The following is a 25857-nucleotide window of genomic DNA, read 5'->3' as shown; positions in this document are numbered from 1 at the left end:
TCAGGGCTCACGGGCCGCTGCGCGTTCGGCGTACTGCTGTTGGTGATTCGACGTCGATCCCATTCGCGACATCGGATCTCCTGTGCCCGGGCGGGCTTATTCGATGAGTTCTTACCTCGCTATCGCTGTTTCATTGTTTGTGCCCCACTGCCCCCATGCGGGTGCCTGGAATCGGGTGCGTGTCGGGTATGCGCGGGACATGACCATCCCTTCCCTCTTCGCGGAGCAAGTGACGGATCTGCCCGATCCGGTCCGCCGGGTGGTGGGGGTCCAGTGGCAGGTATGTCGCGCCCGCATGCAGGACCGCGGCCACCGCGGTCGGCGAACGTTCGATCACCACGGCGACGACGTCTCCGCCGCGCACGCCATGCGATCGCAGCCCTGTGGCGCCCCAAGGGCGTGGTGTGTCCCCATCGGGGTCAGACCCGACTGGCCCGAGACGATGGCGACTTGCGCATGTTCGCCGAGGACCGGCTACTGGCGACCACGAACCTGACCTTCGACATCTCGTGCTACGAAATGTTCGTCACCCTGCTCAACGGCGCCTGTCTGGTCCTGGCCCACAGTGAGGACCTGCTGGACTCCAAGGCCTTGGAAACCGTGCTGCGGGATCGGCGGATCAGCGTGATGTGGCTGAGCGCGGGACTGTTCCACCAACACGCCCACGCCGTACCCGAGATGTTCGCCGGCCTTCGATGTCTCATCGTGGGCGGCGGCACGATCGGCCCCCGTGCCGTGCGTGCCGTGCTGAAGAGCGGTCGCCCGGGGATGTTCCTCAACGGCTACGGTCCTACCGAGAATTCCTCGCTGTCGACGACCTACCGCGTCGATGATTTGTCCGCGCGCGGAGACCGTGCCCATCGGGATCAACGTTCCCGGCTCGACGGCCTATGTGATGCGGGACGACGGAACGATCGCCGAACCCTGGGGAGACCGGCGAACTGTGTGTCGGTGGGGACGGCGTCGCACTGGGCTACTTGAGGGATCCCGAGAAGACGGCCCAGCACTTCGTCGAGGACCCGTGAACCCCCCAGGAAGTGCGGACCCGGCTGTACCGGACCGGTGACATGGCCCGCTGGCGTGCTGACGGGGTGCTCGAATACCTGGGACGCCGAGACCGGCAGGTGAAGATCCGCGGCTACCGGGTGGGGCGGATGCGGAAAGGGCAGGGCAACTGCGCTGAATCCGGCTGCATTTGGGCGCCACTCGGGTCGCTTTACCGTCACGTTTTCACCTCTGCCGCATACGCCGACACAGGGACGGCGGTGCCCGGCTCCTCACCCCCCGCAATGAGCCAGGTAGACCGAGCGCAGCGGCGTGCGCGCTTGCTCCTATCGTCGAGGTATGCGTGCGGGGCAACCACCTGGAGCCGAGAAGCGGGCCGAGCCGGGCGATGCCGGCGACCGAGCTCGCCAGCGTATCCGCGGTCAGAACGGTCGGTCGGCCTTGTCGCACGCCGAACTCCTTGATCGCGACTCCCCTTGGCCCGCGCCCGCGGATTCGTGGCCGCACACAGCACGCAGCCCCGCCCTGGGCGGCGGACGTCCAGAACGGCGACGATCTTTCGAGCAGGGACGGCAACCTTTCGAGTAGCGGCGGCAACTGAGGCACTGACAGGACGTCTCACCGAAGGAACGACATCACGTGTCTGCTTCATCGCACCGCCGCTCGCCCGCCCGTAAACGTCGGGTTCTGATCGGCGCCGCCACCGCCTCCCTCGTGGCCGCCGGACTCGCGGCCGTACCGTTGACCATGAGTGCGGGTGCCGCCGCCGTCGACCTCGCGCACGCGGTACTGCCCGCGAACGACGGCTGGGCCTCCAGTGGCACCGGCACCACGGGCGGACGGGACGCCGACGTGGCCCACACCTTCACCGTCTCGACCCGCGCCGAGCTGGCCAAGGCCCTCGGGGCCGGCCCTGCCGGAGCCCCCCGAATCGTCCAGATCAAGGGGGCGATAGACGCCAACACCGACGATTCCGGCAAGCCCCTCGACTGTGCCGACTACGCGGCCGGGACGGGCTACTCGCTGAACGCTTACCTGAAGGCCTACGACCCTGCTACCTGGGGACGCTCCAAGCTGCCGTCCGGCGCACAGGAGTCGGCGCGTGCCGCGGCGCAGGCGCGGCAGGCCGCCCGCGTGGTCCTGAGCGTTCCTTCCAAGACGACGATCGTCGGCGTGCCCGGAACCGGCGCGGCGATCGTCGGGGGCAGCCTCCAGGTGAGCAACGCGGACAACGTCATCATCCGCAACCTCGGCTTCAGCGACACCCGCGACTGCTTCCCCCAGTGGGATCCGACCGACGGCTCGACGGGCAACTGGAACTCCCAGTACGACGCGGTCTCGGTGCGCCGCTCCACACACGTGTGGGCCGATCACAACACCTTCGGCGACGGCCCGCACTACGACAGCTCGAATCCCACCTACTTCGGCCGCGAATACCAGGTCCACGACGGCGCCCTCGACATCACCAACGCCTCCGACCTCGTGACCGTCGAGTACAACCGCTTCACCAACCACGACAAGACGATGCTCATCGGCAGCAGTGACAAGGACACCAAGCTGCGGGTGACGCTGCATCACAACGTCTTCCAGGGGATCGTCCAGCGCGCCCCGCTCGCCCGGGTCGGCCAGATCCACCTGTACGACAACTACTACGACACGGCGACGCTCAACGGCTACGCCCACAGCTACAGCATCAACTCCCGGGCCCACGCCCAGGTTGTCGCCCAGAACAACTACTGGGCTCTTTCCAGCAACCGGAAGGCCTCGCAACTGCTCAGTGGGGACGGCACCGGCGCGGTGGCGGGCAGTGGCAACCTGGTCAATGGCACCGCGACCGACCTCGTCGCCGCGTACAACGCCGAACACTCCAGCAAGAAGATCGCGACGACCGTGAACTGGGCACCGAAGCTGAACGCGGGCCTGGAACCCGCGAGCGGTCTGCCTGCCAAGCTCGCCAAGACGGCGGGTGCGGGCGTGCTGAACAGCGTTGGCGGCAGCACCGGTTGAGATATGGCGCCTGCCGCGCCGGGTATCGAGCCGCTGCGGCCAGGCGGCTGGCGGCCGTGCCGGCCTCCTGGCAGTCGGGCCGGTTCCGGAAGGAACGCAAGACTCCATCCTCGCCAGCCATGACCGTGTGCGGGCTGTGAAACAGCCGGAGCGCCCGCACACGGAAGAGGGGGAATCGAAGAAAGATCACCGTGTGAGGCACCCCAACCTGTCGAGTCACCCTCTTGTCGAGTGAGTGACCATCGGGGGAGGGGAACTGTGTTCGGCGGAGCAGTGCGTGCCTTGGCCGCTGTCAGCTTTGTGGTACTTGCGGCGGGGGCCGCGGACGAGGCGGCGGCGGACGCGTGCACGCTCCCGGCCACGGCCGTCGCGAGCCCGTCCAGTGGCGCGCGCCTGGAGTTCGACTGGGACAAGGTCGAGGCGGGGGCGCAGGTCGCGGTCAGCATTACGGGCATGCCCCCGGGCTGGGACCTGGTAACCGTCTCGTCCCCCGCCCTGAAAGAGCCGGTGGAGCTGACTCCCGTGGAGTCGCCCCGGGGGAGCGCGGAAGGCGCCGGGCACCCGCCGGGCGCGCCTCTGGGCGCCCCGGAGTCCAGCCGCTTTCCCAGGGCCAAAGGAGAGGCCGTCCGGGACGACATCGCGCCGGGGGTGTATCCCGTGAGGGCCGTCAGCGGCGGCCGCCCCGTGGTGACGGCGGGACCACCGTCTTCGCCGGACACACCACCCTGCGGGACGACATCCCTGCGGGCAGGCACCTACCCGCTCGCTGTTGTCAGTCAGCACGGACAACAGACCAGCAGCGCCCAGCTCAAGGTGGCCGGCGATCCGGTGCGTCACTACCAGTCCTGGGTCAGGGGGAGCGCCTGCTGCGCGACGGGGCCGCCCGCCGAGGCGTGCCGAGAACTCTCCAGGGCGGCCGGTGTGCTCGTGGACCAGTGCCAGGAGTCTGCCGTGCGGGCGCTCATGCTGGCCGCTGAGGCCGCATGCCTCGCCGGTGACTTCGCGCAGTACTTCGCGCTGGCGCGGCGGGTGGCAGCGCTTGGGCACGACGGCGATGCCCCCGCCACGCGTCTGGTCCTCGACCACTTCGCGGGGTTGACGGCCACCTACGAAGGCCGGCACCGGGAGGCGGGACGGGCGCTGCGCCGGGCGATGCGGCTCGCCGAGGAGGTTCCGGATGCGTACTGCGCCTTATGGGCCGGGCAGGCCGCCTACACCCTGGGCGACGCCGCCCGCGCCCACGCGTTCGCCGTGGCCGCAGCCGACCGGGCCCGGCGCGAGGGAGCGGTCTCCCTCGTGCCCGCCGCGCTCGTCTACCAGGCCCTGGCCGCGTTGCTGACAGACCGCTGCGCGGCGGCCGAGGAAGCGGCCCTGGACGGTCTGCGGCCGGCGCGCCGGACGGGGCAACGCAACCTTGCCGTGGATCATCTGGTGGTGCTCGCCCTGGTGTCGGCGCTCCAGGGTGACGGGGAAGCCGCGGCGGCCCGAGTGCGGACCATCACCCATCAGGTGTCCGCGCGCGGCCAGGGCCGGCCGGCCGCGTTCGGCCGGTGGGCGTCCGCCTGTGCCGATCTCGCGGACGACCGGCCGGCCGACGCACTGATCCACCTCACCGGCATGACCGACGCCGCCGTGGGCAACCAGCCCAACCTGGGCATCCGCCAGATGGCCACACCGCACTTCGTGGAGGCCGCGGCGCGCTGCGACCGGCGCGCCAAGGCGGCTGAAGCGCTGCGCTCCTACCACGCCTGGGCGGCCAACGGGACAAGCGCCGCCCGGCTCGCCCTGGCACACCGCTGCCGCGCACTCCTGGAATGCGATGACGCGGCCGCCGACGAGCAGTTCCGGCAGGCCGCCCTGCTCCACCAACAAGACGGCGCAGCACTGGAGTTGGCCAAGACCGAGCTGTTCCACGCCCACCGGCTGCGGCGCGCCCGCAAGCCCCGCCCAGCGCGCGAGCTGCTGCGCGAAGCGTTGCAGATCTTCCAGCAGTTCGATGCCGCCTCCTGGGCCCGGCGGGCCACCGCTGAACTCCGCGCCACCGGCGCCCAGGCTCCCGCCCGCCCCGGCAGTCGCGGATCAGGAGGGGGTGTGGAACTGACGCCGCAACAGACGCGGATCTGCGAGCTGGTCGCCCGAGGCGCGACCAACCAGGAGATCGCCGAAGTCCTGATGGTCAGCAACCGAACCGTCGACTATCACCTCAGGAACGTCTTCACCCGACTTGGTGTGCGCTCCCGCGTCGAACTGGCCGCCCACTTCCGCTGACTCCGGCCGTTCGCTGGGTGCTGCCCAGAGCCTTCGGGTTGTACGAGCCGTCCGCCGTCCCGCATCCCGCCGTGGAAGACGCTGCCGGTGCCCAGGGCTCCCCGCACCCGTAATGGCTTTTCGGCCGAGAGGCAGAGCCGCGCCTTCCCCACCCGGGGGCATCGCGCGTCACCATCGCCCTGTGCCGCGCGCTATTTGGTCGCCCCTTGGGCGAAGCCGTTGTAGATGTAGCGCTGGAGGAACAGGAAGATGAGCAGGGTCGGCAGGATCACAAGGACCGCCCCCGCGCAGATGTCCTCCCAGTGCGCCCCGAAGGGCCCCTTGAACCGGAACAGGGCGGTGGAGATCGTCCCCTTGTCCTGCGAGGGCATGTAGAGGAACGGGATGTAGAAGTCGTTGTATGTCGTGATGCCCTTGACGATGACGACGGTGGCGATGGCCGGCTTGAGCAACGGCAGAATGATCCTGCGGTAGATGGTGAAGGTGTTCGCGCCGTCGAGCCGGGCCGCCTCGTCGAGCGATACCGGTATGGACCGGATGAACTGCAGGAAGATATAGATCGACACGATGTCGGTGCCCATGTAGAGCAGGATGGGCGCCCAGCGGGTGTCCACCAGGCCGAAGCTGTTGACCACGTGGAACGTGGCCACCTGTGTCGTGACGCCCGGAACGAGGGTGGCGATGAGGAACAGCGCCATGACCGTCTTCTTGAGGCGGAACTCGAACCGGTCGATGGCGTACGCCGTCATGGAGCCGATGAGCACGGTGCCGGTGATCGAGAACAGCAGGATGAACGCCGTGTTGCCGAACGCCGTCAGCATCTTCCCGTCGTTGAACGCGGTGGCGTAGTTGGAGAAGTTCAGCCAGTCGTGGGGCAGGCTCAATGCCCCGCCGTCGCTCACCTCCCGAGACGATTTCAAGGAGGTGAGGAAGACGACGACGAGCGGAACCAGCACCACGAGTGATGCCACGACCAGGGAGAGGTAGGTCAGGACCGCGCCGATGGGGGGAGGCCTGCGACTGACTGCACGGTCGGGAGTGGTGAGCGTGGTCATACGAGGTCCACCTTGTCGTCGGGCACGAGCCTCCGCTGGATCCACGTGACCATCAGGATGACCAGGAGCAGCACGACGGCGCAGGCCGAAGCCAGGCCCGTCTTGTTGAACTGGAAGGCGAGCTTGACCGACTGGATCACGAAGGTCGACGTGCCGGTCGAACCCCCGGTCATGATGTACGGGATCTCGAAGACCGCGAGGGATCCGGAGATCGCCAGGATGACGCTCAGGCCGAGGACCGGCCGGATGCCCGGCGCGATGATATGCCGGAACTGCTGCCGGCGGGTTGCTCCGTCGAGCTGGGCCGCCTCGTACAGTTCGCCGGGGATCGACTGGATCGCGCCGAGGAAGAGGACGAAGTTGAGTCCGGTGAAGCGCCAGACGGACACCCCAGCGAGGGAGGTGTTGGCGGACTCGGGTTCGCCCAGCCAGGCGTGGTCGCCGCCGGCGCCGAACCAGGAGAGGATCGAGTCGAGGGTGCCGCCGTCCTGGAAGAAGTAGAGGAAGACGAAGCCGATGGCTACGCCGTTGATCAGGTAGGGGAAGAAGAGGATCCCCTTGAAGAGGTTGCGCAGGCGCAGGTCGAAACTGAGGATCGTCGCGAAGTACAGGGCGATGACGATCTGTACCGCCGACGCCGCCAGGTAGTAGAAACTGACGAAGAACACCCGGAACAGCTCGGGTCGGGTGAACAGTTGGGCGTAGTTGTGCAGGCCGGTGAAGTTCCGGTCGGGACTGACGCCGTCCCAGTCGGTGAAGCTGTAATAGATCATGTTGCCCACGGGGACGTAGGTGAACGTCACCAGCAGCGCGAGCGGCGCCAGCAGGAAGAGCCACGGGGTGATCCTTCGCAGCGGATGATCGCGCCAGGAGCGGGAGGACACGGTGTCGTGGCGGCGCCGCCGTACGGGGGCCGGGTGCCGGGCCGGCGCCGCCTTCTGCGTTGTGTCAGTCATGTCGGACTGGACCTTTCTTAGTCCGCGGCCAGGGTCGGCGGGTGGCGGGACGGATCCGCGGGTGACGCGGTACCCCTGCGCCTGCCCGGGTCAGGAGCCCGCGACGGCGGCTGCGGCGGCCCAGCGCTTGTCGAGGTCGGCGAAGTAGCCCTGCAACGAGCCCTGTTGTGCGCCACGGGCAAGGTCGATCAGCTTCTGCCGGTAGTCCTGCTTGGCCAGGCCGATCTCGGCGGCATTGTCGATGGCATTGACCTGCTCGGTCTTCGCATCGGAGCGCTCGACCAGTTTGACATCGTTGTCTTCGTAGGGCTTGAGGACGCTGGGCAGCGCTGCGGCCTTCAGGGCGGAGACACCGCCTTCCTTCGTGGCGAAGCCGGACTTGTCGGTGAACCAGTCGAGCCAGGCCCGGGCAGCGGCCTTGTTCTTGGAGTGGGCGTTGACGGCCAGTTGGTAGTCGGAGACCAGGGTGGCGCAGAAGGCGCCGTTCTTCTGGGCGGGGAAGGGCATGAAGCCGATGTCGTCCGGGTTCTGCCCGGCCGCGGTCGCGGCGTCGCGCACCTGGTGTACGGCCCAGGAGCCGAGCAGCATGCTGCCGACCTTGCCCTTGGCCAGCTCCGTCTTGGACGTCTCCCAGTTCGTCGTCGTGGGATCCTTCTCCGACAGCCCCTCGTGGACGATGTCGTACAGCAGGGTGTCGATCACATGGAGATCGCTGCCCTCGCCCCAGGGCTTGTCGGAGCCGGCGAGGGCGTCGGACGCCTTGGCGTCGCAGCTGACCGAACCGGCGCTGTTGGTCCACTGGCTGCTGAGGGGCCAGCCGTCCTTGTAGTTCGTGTAGTAGGGCGCCGCGGCCGACTTCGCCTTGATCTCCTTGAGGTCACCGAGGAACTGGGCCGGACTGGTGGGCCAGTTGGCGATGCCGGCCTTCGTCCACAGCGCCTTGTTGTAGACGAAGCCGTTCACGCTGCCGAAGTTGGCGATGCCGTACGTCATGCCTTTGACATCGGTCTTGCCGGTGAAGCGGTACTTCTGCGACATTGCGGCCGTACTGCCCAGCGGGGCGAAGAACTTGGGATAGTCGCCCTTGGCGATCGCGGAGGGAATGAGCAGGACGTCGCCGTAGTCCGCGGTGTTCATCCCGATCTTGACCTCGCCCTCGTAGTCGGTGATGCCCTGGAACTTCACCGTCACCTTGGGATAGATGGCGTTGAACGCGGCGGCGTACCGTCCCATCGTTCCGTCCTGCACGAGGTCCGTGCGGTTGGTCAGCACGGTGATGGTGCCCGACGCCTTGGAGGCGTCCGAGGGTGCGACGGCCGTCTCGGTGGACGGCGCCGCGCCTCCACTGCACCCCGCGATCGTCAGCATCGCGGTGGCAAGCAGCGCGGCGGCGCTCAGCGGCTTTCTGCTCATGTGCCCAACTTCCTTCGAGGGGTTCGTCTCAGACCTGGCGGCTGACGCCACTATGTCAGCCATTCATGAACCGGTAAAGCTAAGATTTCGGTCGTGATGCGTAATCGTTACCGTACGTCGGGGGCAAGTTGCTTCCCAGGCGTCTTCTGTGGAGCTCGGAGTGGGGAGTTGGGGATGGACCGGTTAAGTAACACCGGTTACGGTGGCGGACGTCTCATGCCTACCGGGTCGTGACTGTCCGATTGGAGCCCCCTGTGAAGGACGCCGTCCATCTGAACGAGAGATGGAGTCTCGACTACGACGGAACACCGGTCCCCGCCCAGGTGCCCGGCTGTGTCCATACCGATCTGCTCGCCGCCGGTCTGATCCAGGACCCTCATATCGGGCACAACGAGCAGCACGTCGCCTGGGTGGGGCGCCGCGCCTGGACGTACAGTCTGGAACTGCCCTCCGCGTACACGGGGGAGGAGCACCACGAGCGGACGGATCTGGTCTTCGACGGCCTCGACACAGTCGCTTGTATCACCCTCGGCGGCCGGGAGTTGGGCCGCACACGCAACATGCACCGCTCCTACCGTTTCGATGTCACCGGCCGCTCGGGCCGGCTGTCCGTCGCGTTCGCCTCCGCCTACGAGGAGGCGGAATCCGTGCGGGCGCTGACCGGGGAGCGTCCCAACGTCTATCCGGCGCCGTCCCAGTACATCCGCAAAATGGCCTGCGCGTTCGGCTGGGACTGGGGGCCGACCGTGGTCACCGCCGGAATGTGGCGTCCGGTCCGGCTCGAACGCTGGTCCACCGCGCGCCTCGCACGCGTGCGTCCGCTGGTCACCGTCGACGGCACCACGGGACGGGTGGAGCTGCACGTCGATGTGGAGCGCACCGCGCACGGCGCCGGCCGCACCCTCGGCCTCCATGTGACGGTGGCGGGCATCGAGGCACACGCCGAGGTGCTGGGCGACAGCGCCGTGGTGGCCCTGGACGTACCGGACGCGCATCTGTGGTGGCCCCGCGGGTATGGCGAACAACCGCTGTACGACGTCGAGTTGACGCTCCGCGACGGTGACGCGCCCTTGGACACGTGGCGGCGCCGGGTGGGCTTCAGGACCCTCGAACTCGACCAGCGCGCCGACGAGCACGGCACCGGCTTCACCTTCGTGGTCAATGGCGTGAGGATCTTCGTGCGCGGGGTCAACTGGATCCCGGACGATGTGCTGCCCTCCCGGATCACCCCCGAGCACTACCGCACCCGCCTGACCCAGACCGCCGACGCCCATGTGGACCTCGTCCGGGTGTGGGGCGGCGGCATCTACGAGGACGAGGCGTTCTACGACGCCTGTGACGAACTGGGTCTGATGGTCTGGCAGGACTTCCTCTTCGCCTGCGCCGCCTATCCCGAGGAGCAGCCGCTGCGCGGTGAGGTCGAGGCGGAGGCCCGCGAGAACGTGGTACGCCTCATGCCGCATCCCAGTCTCGTCCTGTGGAACGGCAACAACGAGAACCTGTGGGGCTTTCGGGACTGGGACTGGGAGGACCCGCTCGCCGGGAACTCCTGGGGGGAGGGCTACTACCTGGGTCTGCTGCCACGCGTCGTCGCCGAGCTGGACCCCACCCGGCCGTACATCGCGGGCAGCCCCTGGTCCGGCTCCTGGGATCACCACCCCAACGACCCCGATCACGGAACGCACCACTCGTGGGAGGTGTGGAATCGGCAGGACTACACCGAGTACCGTGCTCAAGTGCCGCGTTTCGTCTCGGAGTTCGGTTGGCAGGCACCCCCGGCGCTGGCCACTTTGCACCGGGCGCTGCCCGGCGAGGACCTCGCACCGGACTCACCCGGCATGCTGCACCACCAGAAGGCCGAGGACGGCAACGGCAAGCTGAACCGCGGAGTGGCCCGCCACTTCACGCTGCCTGACGGGGACTTCGACCGATGGCATTACCTCACCCAGGTCGTCCAGGCCCGCGCCGTCGCCACCGGCATCGAGCACTGGCGCGCCAACTGGCCGCGCTGCGCCGGCACGATCGTCTGGCAGATCAACGACTGCTGGCCCGTCAGCTCCTGGTCCGCGATCGACGGCGACGGCCGTCTCAAGCCGCTCCACCACGAACTGCGCCGCGTCTACGCCGACCGTCTCCTCAGTCTCCTGCCGGGCACGGACGGCCCCGAGCTCGTGGTGGCCAACCAGGGGGCCGAAGCCTGGAACTGCGAGGTGACGCTGCGGCTCATGAGGGCCGATGGAACCCTGGCCGCGCGCGTCTCACTCGGCCTGACCGCCCCGCCCCGCGAAGTGCTGAGGGTTCCCGTGCCGCCGGACGTCCTTCCGGCCACCGGCTCCGACAAGGAGTACCTGGTCGCCGACGCCGACGCCGACGCCGACGCCGACGCCGACGGCCTGCGGGCGCTCCACTTCGAGGTGCGCGACCGCGAGTTCGCCTACCCCGAGCCCCGCTTCGAGATCATGGTCGAGGCCACCGGCCCGGACCGCGACGCGGTCGATGTCGTGGTGACGGCCCGGACCCTCGTACGCGACCTCCTGCTCCAGCCGGACCGGATAGCCCCGCACGCCACCGCCGACCGGGGCCTGATCACCCTGCTGCCCGGCGAACGCACCCGGATCCGCGTGCGCGGGGCACGGGGCGCCGGGGCCAACGCGTTCCGGGCGGCGTTGTTCTGCGTGGAACCGGCGTGAGCGCACCCGCCGCACGCGTCACCATCAAGGACGTCGCGGCCGCCGCCGGGGTGTCCAAGGGCGCGGTGTCCCTCGCGTTCAACCACCGGCCGGGGCTGTCCGAAGGTACCCGTGCACGGATTTTCGCGGTGGCCCAGGAGATGGGCTGGGCGCCGAACTCGTCGGCACGCAGCCTCTCCACACAGAAGACCGACACGATCGGCCTTGCCCTGTGCCGTCCCGCCAGGCTCCTCGGTCTTGAGCCGTTCTACATGGAGTTCATCTCGGGAATCGAGAGCGTGCTGGCCGAGCAGTCGTGCTCCCTTCTGCTGCGTCTGGTCAGCAGCAGAAGGGAGGAGATCGACGTGCAGCGGTCCTGGTGGCGCGAGCGGCAGGTCGCGGGCTCCGTGCTGGTCGACTTCGACCGGGACGATCCGCGGATCGAGCCGCTCAAGGAGCTCGGCATCCCCGCCGTGGCAGTCGCCCACCCCGACCTGACGGGCGGCCTCCCGGCCGTGTGGACCGACGACGCCCACGCCATGACCGAGGCCGTCAGGTACCTGGCCGCACTCGGCCACCGCCGGATCGCGCGGGTGGGCGGACCGGTGGCGCTGGGACACAGCGCCATCCGGGAGCAGGCGTTCCGGCGCACACTGGAGTCGTTGGGGCTGGACGGGAGCGTGCAGATGGCCACCGGGTTCGCCGGGGAGGACGGTGCCCGGGCCACCAGGTCACTGCTGCTCCACTGCGACCGGCCCACCGCCATCGTCTATGACAACGACATCATGGCGGTGGCTGGGCTCGGTGTCGCGGCCGAGATGGGCATTACGGTCCCGGACGATCTGTCCCTGCTGGCCTGGGACGACTCCCAGCTCTGCCGGCTCACCCACCCCACACTGTCGGCGATGAGCCACGACGTGCACGGCTTCGGCACGGCTGTCGCGCGCGCCCTGTTCGACGTCGTCGAGGGAAGAGACCTCGCTTCCCGTCCGATGTCCACGCCGTCGCTGACGCCACGCGCCTCCACCGCCGCTCCCCGCGTGCGCCCCTGATCGGAAGGGCGCGGCCGTACCGCTCGGACGAGCGCGCGTGCCGCCGCGTCAGCCGCGTCGTGGCGGACTGGTGCTCGCGCGCGGGACGAGCTGCGCCGCCGGAACCTGGCTGCTGGTGACGGCTCCCTTGTCGACGGCAGCGAGCAGGGTCCGCGCGGCGCACGCCCCGTAGGCGGCGATGTCCCGTGTCAGCGCGGTCAGTTGGGGCCGCACGGCCTGAGTGAAGGGCGAGTCGTCCCAGGCCACCAGGGAAAGTTCGTGCGGAACGTCGATGGCGAGTTCCTGCGCGACGGAAAGGCCGGCGACCGCCATGACGTCGTTGTCGTAGATGATCGCCGTGGGTCGCTGTTCCGCGATGAGGAGCCGGCGCGTGGCCCGCGCTCCGTCCTCGCCCGAGTAGTCGGTGTGCGTCACGACGGGGTCGGGCAGACCGGCGGCCCGGCAGGCCGCCTCGAACGCGGCATCGCGCACGGCGGTGTGGGCCAACTTCGGCAGCCCGGCCACGCGGGCGAGGGCGCGGTGACCCAGCGCGGCCAGGTAGGCGACGGTCTCGCGCATGCTCGTGGCGTCGTCGGACCACACCGTGGGCAGAGCGCCTGCCGACTGCGGCGGCCCCAGTGCCACGACGGGCAGGTCCAGGGCGGCAAGCGCGGGCACACGTGCGTCACTGACGTGCAGGTCCACCAGGAGGGCGCCGTCCACCCTGCCCTCCCCCCACCAGACGCGGTACAGCTCGATCTCGTCCGCGTGGCTGGAGACGGTCTGGAGCATCAGGGCAATGGACCGGGGGGCGAGTTCGGATTCGATGCCGCTGATCAGTTCCATGAAGAACGGCTCGACGCTCAGCGTGCGCGGAGGCCGGCACACGGCGAGACCCACCGCCCGGGCGCGGGCGCCGTTGAGTGCCCTGGCCGCGCTGCTCGGTCTCCAGCCGACCTCCTGCGCGATGGCCTTGATCTTGGCACGGGTCTGTTCGGAGACACCGGGCTGGTCGTTGAGGGCATAGGAGACCGCGACCTTGGAGACGCCCGCCTCGCGCGCGATGTCGGCGATCGTCGGCCGTTTCACGTGCCCTTCCTCTCTTCCGGTTCCATGACTGGGCGGCCGACCTTACCGGTCGGCCGCCCGAACCTATCGCGTCTGCCACACAACCAGCGTTCAGGAGACGGCGCAGGTGGTGCCGTTGAGGACGAAGGCGCCGGGAATGGTGTTGGGGCCGACGGAAGACCCACTGAGGCCGAAGCCCACCGAACCACCCGCGGGGAGGGACCGGGTCCATGCCTCGGGGGTGATGTGCACATCCGTCCCGCTCTGGACGGCCTTGGCGTTCCACACCGAGTTGATCTTCTGCCGACCGGAGAAGGTGAAGTCCAGCTTCCAGTCGAGGGTCTCCCGAGCGGAGGTGTTCCGGGTGGTGACGTCGGCGTTGAAGGAACTGCCCCAGTCGCTGAGCCGGTAGGTCACGGCGCATGAACCTTGCTGCCCCGGACCCGTACCGCCGCCGAAGACGCCGGCCTCCTTGGCGGTGGAACGGATGCCGTTGGGGCCGTCGAACAGGCGCGTGCCCCAGTCGGAGAGCTGGTTCGCGTCGAAGTTCCGGACCAGGTCCAGATACTCCACGCCACCGCCGTTGCCACTCCATGACCAGCCGAGGTATCCGATGCCGAGGGTCTGGGCCGCGGCCATGATGGCGTCCTCGTCGGGGTCGCCATCGCTGTGCTTGTTCCCGAACTCGCCGATGGTGAGGGGGAGATGGGCGGCGACGAACCGGCCGAGGTAGTCAGTGACCTTGGCCGGACTGTCGTAGACGCCGTACATGTGGATATCGAAGAGGGTGTTCCGGTCCGGGTCGGCCGCAAACACCTGGGCGGCGTTGTCACGCATCGTGAAGGACCAATCCTGGCCCCAGTTGGGGGCGTCCGCCATGAGGGCGTGGTGGATGCCCGCGGCCCGCAGGCGCCCGATCGCCGTCTTCGTCTCGGCAGTCCAGGCGGTGTAGTTCGTGTTGCCGTACGGTTCGTTGCCGATGTTGATCAGGACGTACTTCTCCTGGCCGACGAGGGCGTCCTTGACGCTCAGCCAGTAGTCCACGGCCTTGGACAGCGGCACGGCGGCCCCCGCCTCGCCGTACCCGGTGGTGTCGTGTGCCTCAAGGACGCAGACGAGCCGGTTCTGCTTGCACTGCTCAACCACGTGGGTGACGTCGGCCGTGCCGTTCTTGGCCCATCGGTCGCCGGTGGCGAGCACGACCCGGACGGAGTTGGCGCCCTTGGCCTTGATGTCCTTGAGCGCCTGGTCGGTCCTGTCCGGGTACCAGGCATGCGCGTGATTGACCCCACGCATGACGAAATCCTGGCCGGTGGCGTCCAGCAGGCGTCCGTCCTGGACGTGGAAGCCGGGGGAGTCGGCGGCTTGGGCGGAGGGGATGGCGGTGAAGAGCGAGGCACAGACGGCGAGGAGGGCACCCGTCATCGCGGCGGCTCGGGTTCGTCTCATCTACGGCTCCTGGTTCGATCGGTGCGCGCCGGCTCCGGACAGGACGGATCGACTGGGCACGGCGCGACTTGTCAGCAGGGGCTGTGCGCGGCGACACCCACGAAACGGCGGGCATCGCCACCCGGCACCCAAGACACGGTGCCGGGGCGGCCGCCACCCGGAACGCGGCTCTTTACCCGGGCAGCGGTGCGCCTGAGCGGTATGCGAGAACAGAGCAGCCCCCCGTCCTGCCTGCGCGAACGCAGTGACGGCGGGCCGCTCCGGTGCTGTTGCCCGGCGACGGCCCCGACATTAGAGGTGCCCGGGTCGGAGCACAACGCTTTCTGCGGAACCGGTTAAGCGACGCTGTTCCGTCTGTTCTTCGGCACCGGCCCCGAGGGGTGGTTGGGGATGCACTCGCCCGTCTGTGCCGGGCCGGCCGCCAGCACGGTGAACACGGTGCCCGAGACGCCGTGTGAACCCTGCCCGCCTGCCTGTAAAGCAAGCTTGACAACCACTGAAGGGTGACAAGTAAGCTTTACACGTGCGAAACAGCGTCAGGAAACTGCGGTCGTCACGAGGGCTCTCCCAGGGCCGGCTAGGCACGGCCCTGGGGGTCTCGCGGCAAACGATCAACGCCATCGAGACCGAGCGGTACACGCCCTCCCTGCCGCTGGCCATGTCCATGGCTAAGTTCTTTGAAGTCACCGTTGAGGAGATGTTTCATGCCGAAGAGAGCCCAGCAGATGACCAGTAGCACAGCCAGGCGGTCCGTCCCTGGCTTCTTCCTCGCCGTCGGAGGCGCCTGCCTCGTGGCCGCGACTTTCGGCGGCCGCCTCGCTATCGGCCTGGTGACGTCCGGGATTTTGGCGGTATGCAGTCTTGTCTTAGTGCTGCTGGGACGCCGGAGCGAGACCTATCAGGGCCTCACCGAAAAGGCTCCGGACGAGCGCTTCGCCCGGATCTCAGGGTAAAGGCGGACACGTCAATTCCCGACCTCCTTGCGCAGGGCGGCGCGCATCTCCGGGGTCGCGGCGGTTGGTACCTCCGCAGTGGGTGACCGCAGTCTGACGGGCAACGACACCCGTCTCACGGGAAAACCTCTCAAGCTGGCGAATTGTGGTTGATCAGACCTGCTCGTGAACACCCCGTTCCCTCTACTCTGCGACTCGTCCACGCTCTCAGCCACATGGCAGCCTCGGTTCGTCCCGTGCCGCAGCGGAAGCCGCCCGGTGGCGGAGAGCGGACAGGCGCCTTGCGCCGGACGGTTCAGGATGGCCGCACGCTCGTCCGTCCCACCCACCCTCGTCACCGTTCGGCAGCCAACCCCGCAGGGTCATTGAACGAGAGCAGGAAGTAAGCCTGGAGTGCTCACGCGTTGAGCTGAGGCTGCCCGAGGCCGGAATCTGCAACTGCGCGGGCCGACGAGCGCGAGGCGCGGAGGGCGTCGGTCGGTGGGTGCTCGGCCACGTCGACCCTCCAGATCGGTGTCGGGGCCCGGCCTCATCCGGCGCTGCTTAACAGGTAGAGACTGAGAACGCCGCCTGTTCCCGCCCTCTACGCGAACTGAGTGCCCCGGGCGATGGGACGATGGCCTGCCTACTCCTACCCATCGGACGCTGCGATCGCCCTGGTCAGTACAGTTCGTGCCGGCCTCGGCGGGGCTGGAAGGTATAGAGGTCGGGCAGGTCGGCGAGGCCGGCGCCGCTGACCAGCACCCGCCGCCCGGTCGCCTCGAGTTCGCGGACGGCTGTGACCTTGTCCTGGGGGAGCAGCCCTGCGCGGACGCCGCCCCGTGAAGGGGGCCGGAACGGGCGACGACCGGTCGCCGAGCCGGACCAGGACCCCGCCGTACTTGAGCAGGACGTCGTCGGTGCCGACGTTCGGCGCTACTTCCACTCCTTGGCGGAGGCGATCGCTGAAGGCAGCAGATGGCGCCCGGCGACAGCAGGCCCGTGTATCCAACGCCGCTGGCCCATGGGCTCGTTGGTGGGGCATCTCCGGGGTGGAGGACAGATCGGGCCGGCGGCGCACCGCCTTATCCGCTCACTCATCCCGGCAGGCTATCGGCGCTGCTCCCTGCTTCCGTGTCCCCTGATTTCCGCAGGGGACTGGAAGTTGTAGAGGAGCCCGACTGGCGCCCCGTCGCCCTGCGCGTGTAGGCCGTCCCAGGACAACTCCGACCAGGACGAGTGCCAGCCCGCACACCTGCTGGGCTGTCAGCGCCTCTCCGGCCACTGCCGTGCCGAGCAGTACACCTGTGACAGGGTTGAGCAGTCCGACCAGGCCCACGGTCCCGGCGGGCAGGTGCCGTAGCCCGGTGAACCAGGCGGCGAAAGCGAGCGCGGTGGCGACGAGGGTGACGTAGCCGAACGCGAGGAGCGCCGGGGTGGAGAGGGTGGGCGGAGGGCCCTCCACGGCTGCGGCGACCGGCAGCAGGAACAACCCTCCGGCGGTGAGCTGCCAAGCGGTCGAGGCGAGCACGTCGCTACCGGCGTTCCACCGCTTGGTCAGGATGTGGCCGAAGGATGACACGAGCATGGCCGCGGCCGAGGCAAGAACTCCCGGCACGCTCACCCCTCCCGTTCCCGTGAGCAGCATGAGGCAGACCCCGCCGAGCCCGATCGCGGCGCCGGCCAGGTGTGCGATGCCGGGCCGCTCGGACACCAGGACCGAGGCGATGAGCATCATCGCGAGCGGGGACACCGCCATAACGGTCGAGGCGATGCTCGACGGAAGTAGCTGTGAGGCGGCGTAGACGAGGACGAAGAAGACGCTCACGTTGAGCAGCCCGAGCACGGCGGAGCGCCACCACCACGCACCGCGCGGTCGCTGCCTGCACAGCCCCAACAGGACGAGACCGGCGGGCAGCGCTCGCAGAGCCGCCCCGTAGAGGGGGCTGTCGGGCGGCAGAAACTCATGGGTGACGTAATAGTTGGCGCCCCAGGCCACCGGTGCGACAGCGGTCAGGGCCACCCACCGAGTATTAGCTTCCATGGAAGACAATATAGCTTCCTGGGAAGCTATATTGATAGGCATGGACAATCCGCAACCCCTGGATCGAGTGGCCCGCATCCAGGCCGACTGGCGCCGCGAGCGGCCCGACCTCGACATGTCCCCGCAGGGCGTGATCGGCCGACTGCACCGCCTGGCCAACCGTCTCACCGAGGAACTTCGCCTCGTCTACGGGCGCTACGGACTCAGCGAGGGAGAGTTCGACGTCCTGTGCGCACTGCGCCGCGCCGGTGAGCCCTATGAGCGCGCGCCCGGTGAACTCGCCGCACACACCATGGTCACCACCGGCGCGATGACGAAGCGAGTCGATCGCCTGGAGCAGGCTGGACTCGTCACCCGCCGTCGTTCCGACGACGACCAGCGCGGCCGGATCGTGGCCCTGACCAAGCCCGGTCGCGCTCTGATCGACCAGGCATTCACCGACCACATGCGCAACGAACGCCGCCTGCTGAGCCTGCTGACGCCCGCCGAGGCGAAGGCGCTCGAAGGACTGCTCACCACCTGGATCTCACACGTGGAAAAGCCATGTCCGCCCGACATCAAGTGACCCGATCGGCGCGGTGCGACGGCTCCTTTTACCCCCGGCGGTGCTCTGGCCGGCCTGGATGCTTTGGGTCAAGGGGGCGGTGGCCGTGACGAGCCCGACGGGCGCATGGCCTGTGCGACCGCTCTTGTCAGCGCCACTCGGGCCTTCCCCCATGAAGGTGGGCACGCGGTTATCGATCACGCGGCGAGCGTGAGTTTAGCTTTGTGGTGTCGTCGTTCGTAGGCGTCGGGGCTGAGGTGGCCGTTGGTGGAGTGCCGGCGGCGGGTGTTGTAGCGGGTCAGCCAGGCGAAGACGGTGCGGCGGCAGGTGGTGGCGTCGCCGTAGTCGTGGTCGCCCTGGAGGGTCTCGCGTTTCAGGGAGGCGTGGAAGCTCTCGCAGGCGGCGTTGTCGGCGCTGGTGCCGACCGCGCCCATCGACCGGGTCACCCCGAGCTGGTCGCAGAGGCCGGCGTAGGCCCTGGATCCGTACTGGGCTCCGTGATCGGAGTGAAAGACCGCGCCTTCCAGTGAGCCGCGGGTGCGGGCGGCCATCCGCAACGCGTCGGCGACCAGGTCCGTGCGCATGTGGTCGGCGATGGACCAGCCGACAATTTTGCGGCTGAAGCAGTCCAGCACCGTCGCGAGGTAGAGGAACTTCCCTCCCTGGAGCGGGAGATAGGTGATGTCGCCCATGAGCTTGCGCCCGGGCTCGGTGGCGGTGAAGTCCCGGCCGAACAGGTCGGGGACGGTCCCCGCGGCCGGGTCCGGGACGGTCGTGCGGACCCGTCTGCGCAGGCGGATCCCGGTGATCGAGAACGCCCGCATGACCCGGGCGACCCGCTTCTCGTTGACTCGGTGGCCGTTCTCGCGGAGCTCGGCGGTCACCCGCGGGGAGCCGTAGGCGCCGCCGGACTCGCCGTGAACCCGGCGGATCTCCTTGACCAGGGCCACGTCCTGGCGCTGCCGGGCGGCGCGGGCTTCGGCGCCGGCGCACCACTTGTAGTAGCTGGACCGGCTGACGTCCAGGACGTGGCAGAGCCGCTTCACCTCATAGGTGTTCCGGTGGTCGTGGACGAACTGGAAGCGGCTCACCAGTTCGTCTCTCCGGCGAAATACTTGGCCGCCTTGCGCAGGATGTCCCGCTCGGTCGCGAGCTTGCGCTCACTCGCCTCGAGCTCGGCCACCCGCGCCTCCAGGCGGCGGACCCGCTCGTCCGGGTCAGCGGACGCGATCGCCGCCGGCGGAGAGGCAGGCCGCGCAGGTGCGGCGGTGACGCCACGGCGTTCGCGGTCCCGCAGCACCCACTCGCGCAGGGTCGCCCGGTTGATGCCCAGGTCAGCGGCGATGCTCTTGTACGTCGCCCCGGGTGTGGACTCGTACAGGGCCACGGCATCGGCCTTGAATTCGTCCGAGTAGTCCTTCAGCGCCATCGGCGGTCTTCTCGCTTCCTCCGGATCAAGCAGATCCAGTATCAGCGTGTCCACCACTCAGGGGGAGGCCCCCTCTCGTGGTCAGTACCCCCACACTCATCCTCGCCGTTCAGCCATTCCCTGCCGCGCGGGGCGCGAAAGCAGGTGCACAGGACCGGCACTCAGCACATTGGTGGTCACATCCACCGCGCGGGGGACGGCAATCAGCTCTTGGGCCCGTTCCGGCGGTTCCAGGGTCACCATCCTGGCGAGTCAACTCCGCTGCGCAGTCAAGCATTCACGCTACGTAACGACGTGATCCATTCCGCAGCAAGGAGCACGCTTCGTGGCTTGTCCCGCAAGATCGCCCGGCACTTCGACCTGATCGACACCAACGGCGACGGCAGGATCAGCCAGGAGGACTTCGACCTGATCGTTTCCCGGGTGGGCCAGGAGTTCGCGCAGGCTCCGAACTCGCCCAAGTACCGTGCGCTCAGCGACGCCTACCGGGCGCTGTGGCAGGGCATGCGGGAGGCGCTCGACACCGACGGGGACGGTTCCGTCAGCCGTGAGGAGTACGTCGCCGGGATGAAGGCCGACGCCGCGACCGGTGCGGGGTACCGGCAGCACATCCAGCCCGTGGCCAAGGCGATCATCTCCCTGTGCGACACCAACGGCGATGGCAGGCTGGACGGGGCGGAGCTGGCCAAGGCCCACGCCGGTCTGGGCATGGGCGACGCGGACCACGAGGCCGCCATGGAGCGCATCGACCTCGACGGTGATGGCTATGTCACCGAGGCCGAACTCGCCCAGGCCATCGGGGAGTTCTTCCTGAGCGAGGACTGCGACGCCGCAGGCAACCACCTCTTCGGCCGGATCTGACCGGCACGGGACAGAGTGCCGAAGAGATAACGAGGCCCGGGGGCACGCCGTCCGAGAGGACGGCGTCCCCGGCCTCACCGCTGCGGGGCCCCCGCCTCGTCCGCCAGCAGTTCGCGGACCAGGCCGCGCTGCCACTTGCCACTGGTGGTGAGGGGCAGCCAGCCGGGGCGCAGCGGGTGGACGTGGACGGAAGCGGTGCCCAGGCGTTCGGCGAGCGTGCGGTGGATCTGCCGGGCTACGACGTCCGGGTCACCGCCGGGAGCGATCTCCACCGCGACAGTGAGACGCTCACCTGCGATGTCCGCGTAGGCGACGCACCGCCCCCGGTGCACGCCGGGCAGGTCGCGGGTGAGGCTCTCGGCGTCCTCGGGGAAGTGGTTCTGCCCGTTCACGACGATCATCTCCTTGCGGCGGCCGGTGACGAACAGGTCTCCGTCGAGCTGGAGACCGAGGTCGCCGGTGCGCAGCCAAGGCCCGTCGAAGGCCGCGGCGGTGGCGACCGGGTCCCCGTAGTAGCCGGAGGTGACCGCCGGGCCGGAGATCTGGATCTCGCCCAACTGCCCCGGCCCGCACACCGATCCCGCCGCGTCCACCAGCCGCAGCTCCATTCCCAGCACCGGCCGGCCGACTGCGACCAGCGGCTTCGCCTGCGGGTGCCCGGGCGGCACTTCGATGGCGAGCCCGTCGTCCGACAGGCGTTGGCGGTCCACGTGGACGACACGCGGCGTGGTGCCCGGCGCCGGGAAGGTGATGGCCAAGGTGGCCTCGGCCATGCCGTACACCGGGTACATCGTCGACGCGGCGACCTTCGCGGGCGCCATCCGGGTGCGGAAGGCGCTGACGGTGGCGGACCGGACCGGCTCGGCACCGTTGAAGGCGAGCCGCCAGCGCGACAGGTCCAGCTCCGCCGCCAGCTCCGGTGTCGCGGCCGCCGCGAGCCGCTGGTAGGAGAAGTCCGGCCCGGTCAGCAGGGTGGCACCGGTCTCGGCCAGCAGCCGCAGGACCCGGCCGGGACGCCGTACGAAGTCCAGCGGCGGGATGACGTGCACGCTGCCGCCCGCGAAGAGGACGGCCAACGGGCCGAACAGACCCATGTCGTGGAAGTGCGGTACCCAGGTCACCATCACGTCGTCCCCGCCCATCCGGGCGGAGGCGGCGATCGCCCGCAGCCCGGCCAGCACGGTGGCGTGCGAGAGCATCACCCCCTTGGGAGCGGAGGTGCTGCCCGAGGTGAACTGGACCACCGCGAGGTCCTCGGGCGCGACCCGCGGCAGCCGCCCGGCGGGGGAGCGGGAGGGAGACGACTCGGTGTCCACCACCGTCAGGGCGGGGTGCAGACCGTGCAGCGCCCGTGCCGTGTCGGCGCAGTCCCGGCGCACCACCAGGTGCCGCATGCCGGCCGCCCCGACGGCGGGGGCCAGCCGCTCGGCCTCCCGCTCGGGCGTACCCGCGGTGGTCGGGAGCATGCTGGCCGCGGCCCCGGCCCGTACGATCCCCAGCAGACCCACCAGGACCTGGGGACCCGTCGGGGACAGCAGCCCCACGACGTCGCCGGGGCGCACCCCGGCCTCCACCAGGCGGTGGGCGAACCGCTCCGATGCCGTGTCCAGTCCGGCGGCATCCAGCCGCTCGCCGGTGCGCGGGTAGGACACCGACACCCCGGGGCCGAGTGCCCGGACGGCGTCGCAGAGCGTGGGGGAGTCGAGTGCGCGCAAGGTCGGCGCGGTGTGGTCGAGCGTGGGAGAGACAGGTGCGGGGGAGTCGGGTGCGGGACTGTCGAGGGTGGGGCTGTTGAGCGTGTCCATGGTCATCCAAAGAGCCAGTCGAGCCGGGCCAGGAGCGGCGCGGCGGAGGTGACGGTGGAGCCGTTGTGCGAGACGTCGCCGATCGGGAGGCCGTCAGGGGCCGTGAGACGGAACTCCCGTACGAGGCCGGAGACGATCAGCTTCGTCTCCAGCGTGCCGAGATGGATGCCGACGCAGATCCGCCGCCCGGCACCGAATGGTGTCAGCGCGAAGCGGCCGTGCCGCTCGGCTCCGGTAGACCCCTCGGCGGCATCCCCGGTGGCGCGCTCCGCGAAGCGTTCCGGCCGGAACGTGTGCGGGTCGGCGAACAGCTCGGGATCGCGCTGGGTGTTGGAGACCGAGTAGAAGACCTCGGTGCCGGCCGGGACCTGCAAGCCCCCGAGGTCGAGGTGGCTGCGTGCCCGGCGGGGCAGCCATGCGAGCGGCGGGTGCAGCCGCGCCGTCTCCTGGAACACCGCGTCCAGGCGTGGCGCCGTCGACGGGTCGCCGCCCTCTTCGCGTACCGCCTGCTGTTCGCGCGGGTGGCGGGCCAGCAGCCACAGCAGCCGGGCACTGAGGTACCCGGTGGTCTCGTACCCGGCGAGGATCAGGATCGCGATGTTCTCGCCGATCAGCTCGTCGGGCGGCGGATCGGGCAGCGCCCGCAGCCGTCGCACGGGCCCGTCCACGTCTTCGAGGCGCCCGACGGCGACACGCAGCATCTCGCGCACCCGGCGTCGTGCGCGGCCCACCCGCCGGGCGGCGCGGTTGCCACCGGGCGTACCGAGTTCCCCGGCGGGCGGCGTCCGCAACTCGCCGAACAGGGCCAGCAGTTCGTTCGCCTCGTCCTCGTCCATGCCGGCGAACAGCCGGGCCGCCACCGTGAAGGCGAGCGGCTGGGTGAAGGCGTGCAGGTCCACCGGCGTGCCCACGGGCAGCTTCCGTGCGGCCCGTGCGAGGAGTTCCGTGATGAGGTCCTGGTGGTCCTTCACCGCACTGCGTCGCAGCAGGGGTGCGAGTGCCTGGCGGCAGGAGCGGTGCCGCTCTCCGTCGAGGTTGAGGACACCGCGGCCGAACCGTCCGCCGAAGACGGCGTTCCAGCCATCGGCGTGGGACAGCTCGTCGTCCCCGGCGGCGAAGAACCGCTCCGCCACCGCGGGACCCGCGAGGTGCACCCGCCCCGGGCCCACCGGGGGACCCGCGAGGTGCACTCGGCCCGCGCCCGCCGGGCACCCGGCGCCGTGACCGGCCGCCCCTTCGCCTGCCCCGGCCGCGGGGACACCCACCGCTGGGGCGCTCACCGGCAGACGCCCTCGGCCACCACGATCTGGTCCACGAGCGCGTTGACCGTCGCGGGCGTCATGAAGATCCGCGGGTCCACCTCGTCCTCGATCCCGAACTCCTCCTCCAACACCACCAGAAGCTCCACCCGCGCCACCGAGTCCAGCCCCAGCTCCGCGCCGAGGTGCTCGTTACCGGTGAGCCGCAGTCCGGCGAACTCGGGCCGCAACTCCCGTACCGCGTCCAGGAGGACGGTCCGGACCTCCGACCTGGTCATCCGTCGCTCGCTCAACTTGCGTTCCCCTCCGCCGATTACCTGACCCCTGGAAATGCTACTCTACGCAACGTTTTGTCAACTCACTGTAGTCGGGCGGGGTCTGATGGGAAGTCTGGCGGGACGTACGGTGCTGGTCACGGGCGGCTCACGCGGAATCGGGCGGGCGATCGTCGAGCGGCTCACCACCGACGGCGCCCGGGTGGTCTTCGGCTACCACCAGGCGGAGGATGCGGCCAAGGAGGTCGCTGCGGCCACCGGAGCCCATCCGGTACGTGCCGACCTGGCCGACTCCGCCGCGGTCGCCGGACTGTTCGCCGCGGCGGAACGGGAGACCGGCCCCCTCGACGTGCTGGTTGCCAACGCGGCGGTCTGGCTTCCCCACTCGCGCATCGAGGAGGCGAGTGAGGAGACCTACGACCGAGTGATGGCCGTCAACACGAAGGGCACCTTTCTCGCCCTCCAGCACGCCTCCACCCGGCTGCGCGACGGCGGCCGCGTGATCACCATGTCCTCGATCGGAGTACGCCGCCCCACGCCGGGCAACGCCGTGTACGCCGCCAGCAAGGCCGCCGTCGAGCAGTTCACCGCGGTGGCGGCCCAGGAACTCGGCCCGCGCCGCATCACGGTGAACTGCGTGGCCCCCGGCGCCACCGACACCGAAATGCTGCGGCAGTCCCTGCCTCCGCGGCTCCTCGAACGCGCCGCCCGCAATACCGTGCTGGGCCGCCTCGGCACCGGCGACGACATCGCCGGCATCGTCGCATTCCTGGCCGGCCCTGACTCCGGCTGGATCACCGGACAGACCATCTCGGCCACCGGGGGGATGCTGTAGGCCGCCTGCCGACGCGTGAACCCTGGCGGCTGCGAGCGGCCCCCGCCGGCACGGTACGCCGTTGGCCACTCGCGGGACCGGTCGGCTCGGGCGCCGTACACCGCCGGCCCGGTCCGGCCCCGGCGCCGTACCCCTGCCGGACGGCCGCCTCCTGCACCGAGCGCCCGGGGGCAGACCTCGAACCGGCGGGCGCGCCGCTGGCGTTCGATCCGGACGGGGTCTGTACAGCCTGCCGCTCTTCCAGGGTCCTCAGATCTTTCCGGGCCCGGGATGACGCTGTCGTACACGGTCGGCAGATCACGGCGGAGGTGGCTGTAACGAATACTGCGGCCTCGATGGCGGAGACCTCGACGGCTCCGTCGTCATCACCAAGAGCTTCATGCCCTGCGTCGTCGCCCTGGTCAGCGCCGATGAGGCGCATGCTCCGCCGCGCGAATGACGACGCCTGCCCGGTCGGCGCTGGGCCGGCTCGTACACCGCATGCCCGGAACTGCGGCCCGCGGCGACTTCCGGCTGGGGTTCCGGTACTCAGTTCGCGGACAGCTTCGCGTAATAAGTTCACGGATCTCGTCGCGGACTGGATTCACGAACTGTGATTCGGATGTCTCTGGAAATTGGAAGCGATAGTCTCGAAGCAATAGTCCGTTAACGTTCGGAGGCCCTGATGAGCAGCGAGCCGTGGACCATCGAGCGGATCTGTGACGCTCTCGGCAACCCCGCCCTCGCGCAGCGCTTCCTCGGTGAGATCAACCGGGCGCCGGCCCATGACCTCCTCGCCGTGTTCGCGAAATGGCAGAGCATCGCCCAGACCACCCGCACCGCTGTCCAGCGCGGCCGCGAGATCGCGGCAGCAGAGGCACGCGGCGAAGACCCCCCCGGGAAGTGGATCGACGGGAGCGACCGCCTCCAGCAGGCATCTGCCCGAATCCGCTCCCGCGGAGCGGCGTGACCT

General features: G+C 69.4%; 21 protein-coding genes. 10 read left to right on the top strand and 11 right to left on the bottom strand.

Annotated features, from left to right (window positions below; all coding sequences use genetic code 11):
• Positions 1-130 precede the first annotated feature (130 nt).
• On the bottom strand, positions 131-379 hold the full coding sequence (locus DWB77_RS39425) for an AMP-binding protein (RefSeq protein ID WP_120719651.1): 249 nt from the start codon (positions 377-379) through the stop codon (positions 131-133).
• Between DWB77_RS39425 and DWB77_RS39210 the strand changes: the two genes are divergently transcribed.
• The 3 genes from DWB77_RS39210 to DWB77_RS02350 all read left to right on the top strand — a co-directional run bounded on the left by DWB77_RS39210 (position 283) and on the right by DWB77_RS02350 (position 5280).
• Positions 283-981, top strand: coding sequence for an AMP-binding protein (locus DWB77_RS39210; RefSeq protein ID WP_120727264.1), 699 nt, complete (start codon positions 283-285; stop codon positions 979-981). The genes DWB77_RS39425 and DWB77_RS39210 overlap by 97 nt on opposite strands.
• Positions 982-1644: 663 nt before the next feature.
• Positions 1645-3012, top strand: a complete 1368-nt coding sequence (locus DWB77_RS02355) for a pectate lyase family protein (RefSeq protein WP_120719650.1) — start codon at positions 1645-1647, stop codon at positions 3010-3012.
• Between the two features lie 282 nt (positions 3013-3294).
• Positions 3295-5280 carry a LuxR family transcriptional regulator gene (locus DWB77_RS02350; RefSeq protein WP_162952362.1) on the top strand — a complete coding sequence of 662 codons (1986 nt, stop codon included), beginning with the start codon at positions 3295-3297 and terminating at the stop codon, positions 5278-5280.
• A gap of 191 nt (positions 5281-5471) precedes the next feature.
• Here DWB77_RS02350 and DWB77_RS02345 read toward each other — a convergent pair whose 3' ends face one another.
• From DWB77_RS02345 to DWB77_RS02335, 3 genes are all read right to left on the bottom strand, one after another.
• Entirely contained in the window at positions 5472-6335 is an 864-nt protein-coding gene (locus tag DWB77_RS02345; protein WP_120719648.1) for a carbohydrate ABC transporter permease, read from the bottom strand.
• A complete protein-coding gene (locus DWB77_RS02340; RefSeq protein ID WP_120719647.1) occupies positions 6332-7291 on the bottom strand; it encodes a carbohydrate ABC transporter permease in 960 nt (319 codons plus the stop codon). The genes DWB77_RS02345 and DWB77_RS02340 overlap by 4 nt, the downstream gene beginning before the upstream one ends.
• Positions 7292-7381: 90 nt before the next feature.
• Complete coding sequence (locus DWB77_RS02335; protein WP_120719646.1) at positions 7382-8704, bottom strand: ABC transporter substrate-binding protein; 1323 nt, start codon at positions 8702-8704, stop codon at positions 7382-7384.
• Positions 8705-8958: 254 nt separating this feature from the next.
• Here DWB77_RS02335 and DWB77_RS02330 point away from each other — a divergent pair, with 254 nt between their 5' ends.
• Positions 8959-11394 (top strand): glycoside hydrolase family 2 protein, encoded by a 2436-nt coding sequence (locus DWB77_RS02330; RefSeq protein ID WP_120719645.1) that lies wholly within the window; start codon positions 8959-8961, stop codon positions 11392-11394.
• The gene (locus tag DWB77_RS02325) at positions 11391-12425 is read left to right on the top strand and encodes a LacI family DNA-binding transcriptional regulator (RefSeq protein WP_120719644.1); all 1035 of its coding nucleotides are present in this window, start codon (positions 11391-11393) and stop codon (positions 12423-12425) included. Before DWB77_RS02330 ends, DWB77_RS02325 begins: the two co-directional genes overlap by 4 nt.
• A gap of 48 nt (positions 12426-12473) precedes the next feature.
• Here the strand turns inward: DWB77_RS02325 and DWB77_RS02320 are convergent, their stop codons facing one another.
• Together DWB77_RS02320 and DWB77_RS02315 are read right to left on the bottom strand one after the other, a co-directional pair.
• Positions 12474-13493, bottom strand: coding sequence for a LacI family DNA-binding transcriptional regulator (locus DWB77_RS02320; RefSeq protein ID WP_120719643.1), 1020 nt, complete (start codon positions 13491-13493; stop codon positions 12474-12476).
• Between the two features lie 90 nt (positions 13494-13583).
• Positions 13584-14921, bottom strand: a complete 1338-nt coding sequence (locus DWB77_RS02315) for a cellulase family glycosylhydrolase (protein ID WP_120719642.1) — start codon at positions 14919-14921, stop codon at positions 13584-13586.
• Positions 14922-15444: 523 nt separating this feature from the next.
• Here DWB77_RS02315 and DWB77_RS02310 point away from each other — a divergent pair.
• A complete protein-coding gene (locus tag DWB77_RS02310) occupies positions 15445-15657 on the top strand; it encodes a helix-turn-helix transcriptional regulator (RefSeq protein ID WP_120719641.1) in 213 nt (70 codons plus the stop codon).
• A gap of 1289 nt (positions 15658-16946) precedes the next feature.
• Here DWB77_RS02310 and DWB77_RS02300 read toward each other — a convergent pair.
• Entirely contained in the window at positions 16947-17897 is a 951-nt protein-coding gene (locus DWB77_RS02300; RefSeq protein WP_162952361.1) for an EamA family transporter, read from the bottom strand.
• A 40-nt stretch (positions 17898-17937) separates the two neighbouring features.
• Between DWB77_RS02300 and DWB77_RS02295 the strand changes: the two genes are divergently transcribed.
• Positions 17938-18462 carry a MarR family winged helix-turn-helix transcriptional regulator gene (locus DWB77_RS02295; protein ID WP_120719640.1) on the top strand — a complete coding sequence of 175 codons (525 nt, stop codon included), beginning with the start codon at positions 17938-17940 and terminating at the stop codon, positions 18460-18462.
• 176 nt (positions 18463-18638) lie between these two features.
• Here the strand turns inward: DWB77_RS02295 and DWB77_RS02290 are convergent.
• Positions 18639-19870 (bottom strand): IS3 family transposase gene (locus DWB77_RS02290; protein ID WP_120719390.1). Its coding sequence is split into 2 segments (ribosomal slippage): positions 18639-19543 and positions 19543-19870, totalling 1233 coding nucleotides; the frame shifts between segments, so codons are not numbered across the junction.
• Positions 19871-20200: 330 nt separating this feature from the next.
• Between DWB77_RS02290 and DWB77_RS37535 the strand changes: the two genes are divergently transcribed.
• Entirely contained in the window at positions 20201-20731 is a 531-nt protein-coding gene (locus tag DWB77_RS37535) for an EF-hand domain-containing protein (RefSeq protein WP_162952360.1), read from the top strand.
• A gap of 74 nt (positions 20732-20805) precedes the next feature.
• On the opposite strand, the gene DWB77_RS02280 is transcribed toward DWB77_RS37535, so the two are convergent.
• From DWB77_RS02280 to DWB77_RS02270, 3 genes are read right to left on the bottom strand one after another with little or no spacing between them, the layout of a single operon-like run.
• Positions 20806-22542: an AMP-binding protein gene (locus DWB77_RS02280; RefSeq protein ID WP_246033364.1), complete on the bottom strand. Its 1737-nt coding sequence runs from the start codon at positions 22540-22542 to the stop codon at positions 20806-20808.
• Positions 22539-23816 carry a cytochrome P450 gene (locus DWB77_RS02275; RefSeq protein ID WP_162952359.1) on the bottom strand — a complete coding sequence of 426 codons (1278 nt, stop codon included), beginning with the start codon at positions 23814-23816 and terminating at the stop codon, positions 22539-22541. The genes DWB77_RS02280 and DWB77_RS02275 overlap by 4 nt, the downstream gene beginning before the upstream one ends.
• Entirely contained in the window at positions 23813-24073 is a 261-nt protein-coding gene (locus tag DWB77_RS02270; RefSeq protein ID WP_120719637.1) for a phosphopantetheine-binding protein, read from the bottom strand. The genes DWB77_RS02275 and DWB77_RS02270 overlap by 4 nt, the downstream gene beginning before the upstream one ends.
• Positions 24074-24176: 103 nt before the next feature.
• Between DWB77_RS02270 and DWB77_RS02265 the strand changes: the two genes are divergently transcribed.
• Both DWB77_RS02265 and DWB77_RS02260 read left to right on the top strand, forming a co-directional pair.
• Positions 24177-24905 carry an SDR family oxidoreductase gene (locus DWB77_RS02265; RefSeq protein WP_120719636.1) on the top strand — a complete coding sequence of 243 codons (729 nt, stop codon included), beginning with the start codon at positions 24177-24179 and terminating at the stop codon, positions 24903-24905.
• Between the two features lie 664 nt (positions 24906-25569).
• On the top strand, positions 25570-25854 hold the full coding sequence (locus DWB77_RS02260) for a hypothetical protein (RefSeq protein ID WP_120719635.1): 285 nt from the start codon (positions 25570-25572) through the stop codon (positions 25852-25854).
• Positions 25855-25857 lie beyond the last annotated feature (3 nt).

Source organism: Streptomyces hundungensis (assembly GCF_003627815.1).
Classification (GTDB): Bacteria; Actinomycetota; Actinomycetes; order Streptomycetales; family Streptomycetaceae; genus Streptomyces; species Streptomyces hundungensis_A.
This window is presented reverse-complemented; position numbering and strand designations above follow the sequence as displayed.

Bases quoted from the DNA above. Each gene is read 5' to 3' on its own strand.
- DWB77_RS39210 (WP_120727264.1), top strand. From the start codon at position 283: ATGTCGCGCCCGCATGCAGGACCGCGGCCACCGCGGTCGGCGAACGTT.
- DWB77_RS02345 (WP_120719648.1), bottom strand. From the start codon at position 6,335: ATGACCACGCTCACCACTCCCGACCGTGCAGTCAGTCGCAGGCCTCCC.
- DWB77_RS02340 (WP_120719647.1), bottom strand. From the start codon at position 7,291: ATGACTGACACAACGCAGAAGGCGGCGCCGGCCCGGCACCCGGCCCCC.
- DWB77_RS02335 (WP_120719646.1), bottom strand. From the start codon at position 8,704: ATGAGCAGAAAGCCGCTGAGCGCCGCCGCGCTGCTTGCCACCGCGATG.
- DWB77_RS02315 (WP_120719642.1), bottom strand. From the start codon at position 14,921: ATGAGACGAACCCGAGCCGCCGCGATGACGGGTGCCCTCCTCGCCGTC.
- DWB77_RS02300 (WP_162952361.1), bottom strand. From the start codon at position 17,897: ATGGAAGCTAATACTCGGTGGGTGGCCCTGACCGCTGTCGCACCGGTG.
- DWB77_RS02295 (WP_120719640.1), top strand. From the start codon at position 17,938: ATGGACAATCCGCAACCCCTGGATCGAGTGGCCCGCATCCAGGCCGAC.
- DWB77_RS02280 (WP_246033364.1), bottom strand. From the start codon at position 22,542: ATGACCATGGACACGCTCAACAGCCCCACCCTCGACAGTCCCGCACCC.
- DWB77_RS02270 (WP_120719637.1), bottom strand. From the start codon at position 24,073: ATGACCAGGTCGGAGGTCCGGACCGTCCTCCTGGACGCGGTACGGGAG.
- DWB77_RS02265 (WP_120719636.1), top strand. From the start codon at position 24,177: ATGGGAAGTCTGGCGGGACGTACGGTGCTGGTCACGGGCGGCTCACGC.
- DWB77_RS02260 (WP_120719635.1), top strand. From the start codon at position 25,570: ATGAGCAGCGAGCCGTGGACCATCGAGCGGATCTGTGACGCTCTCGGC.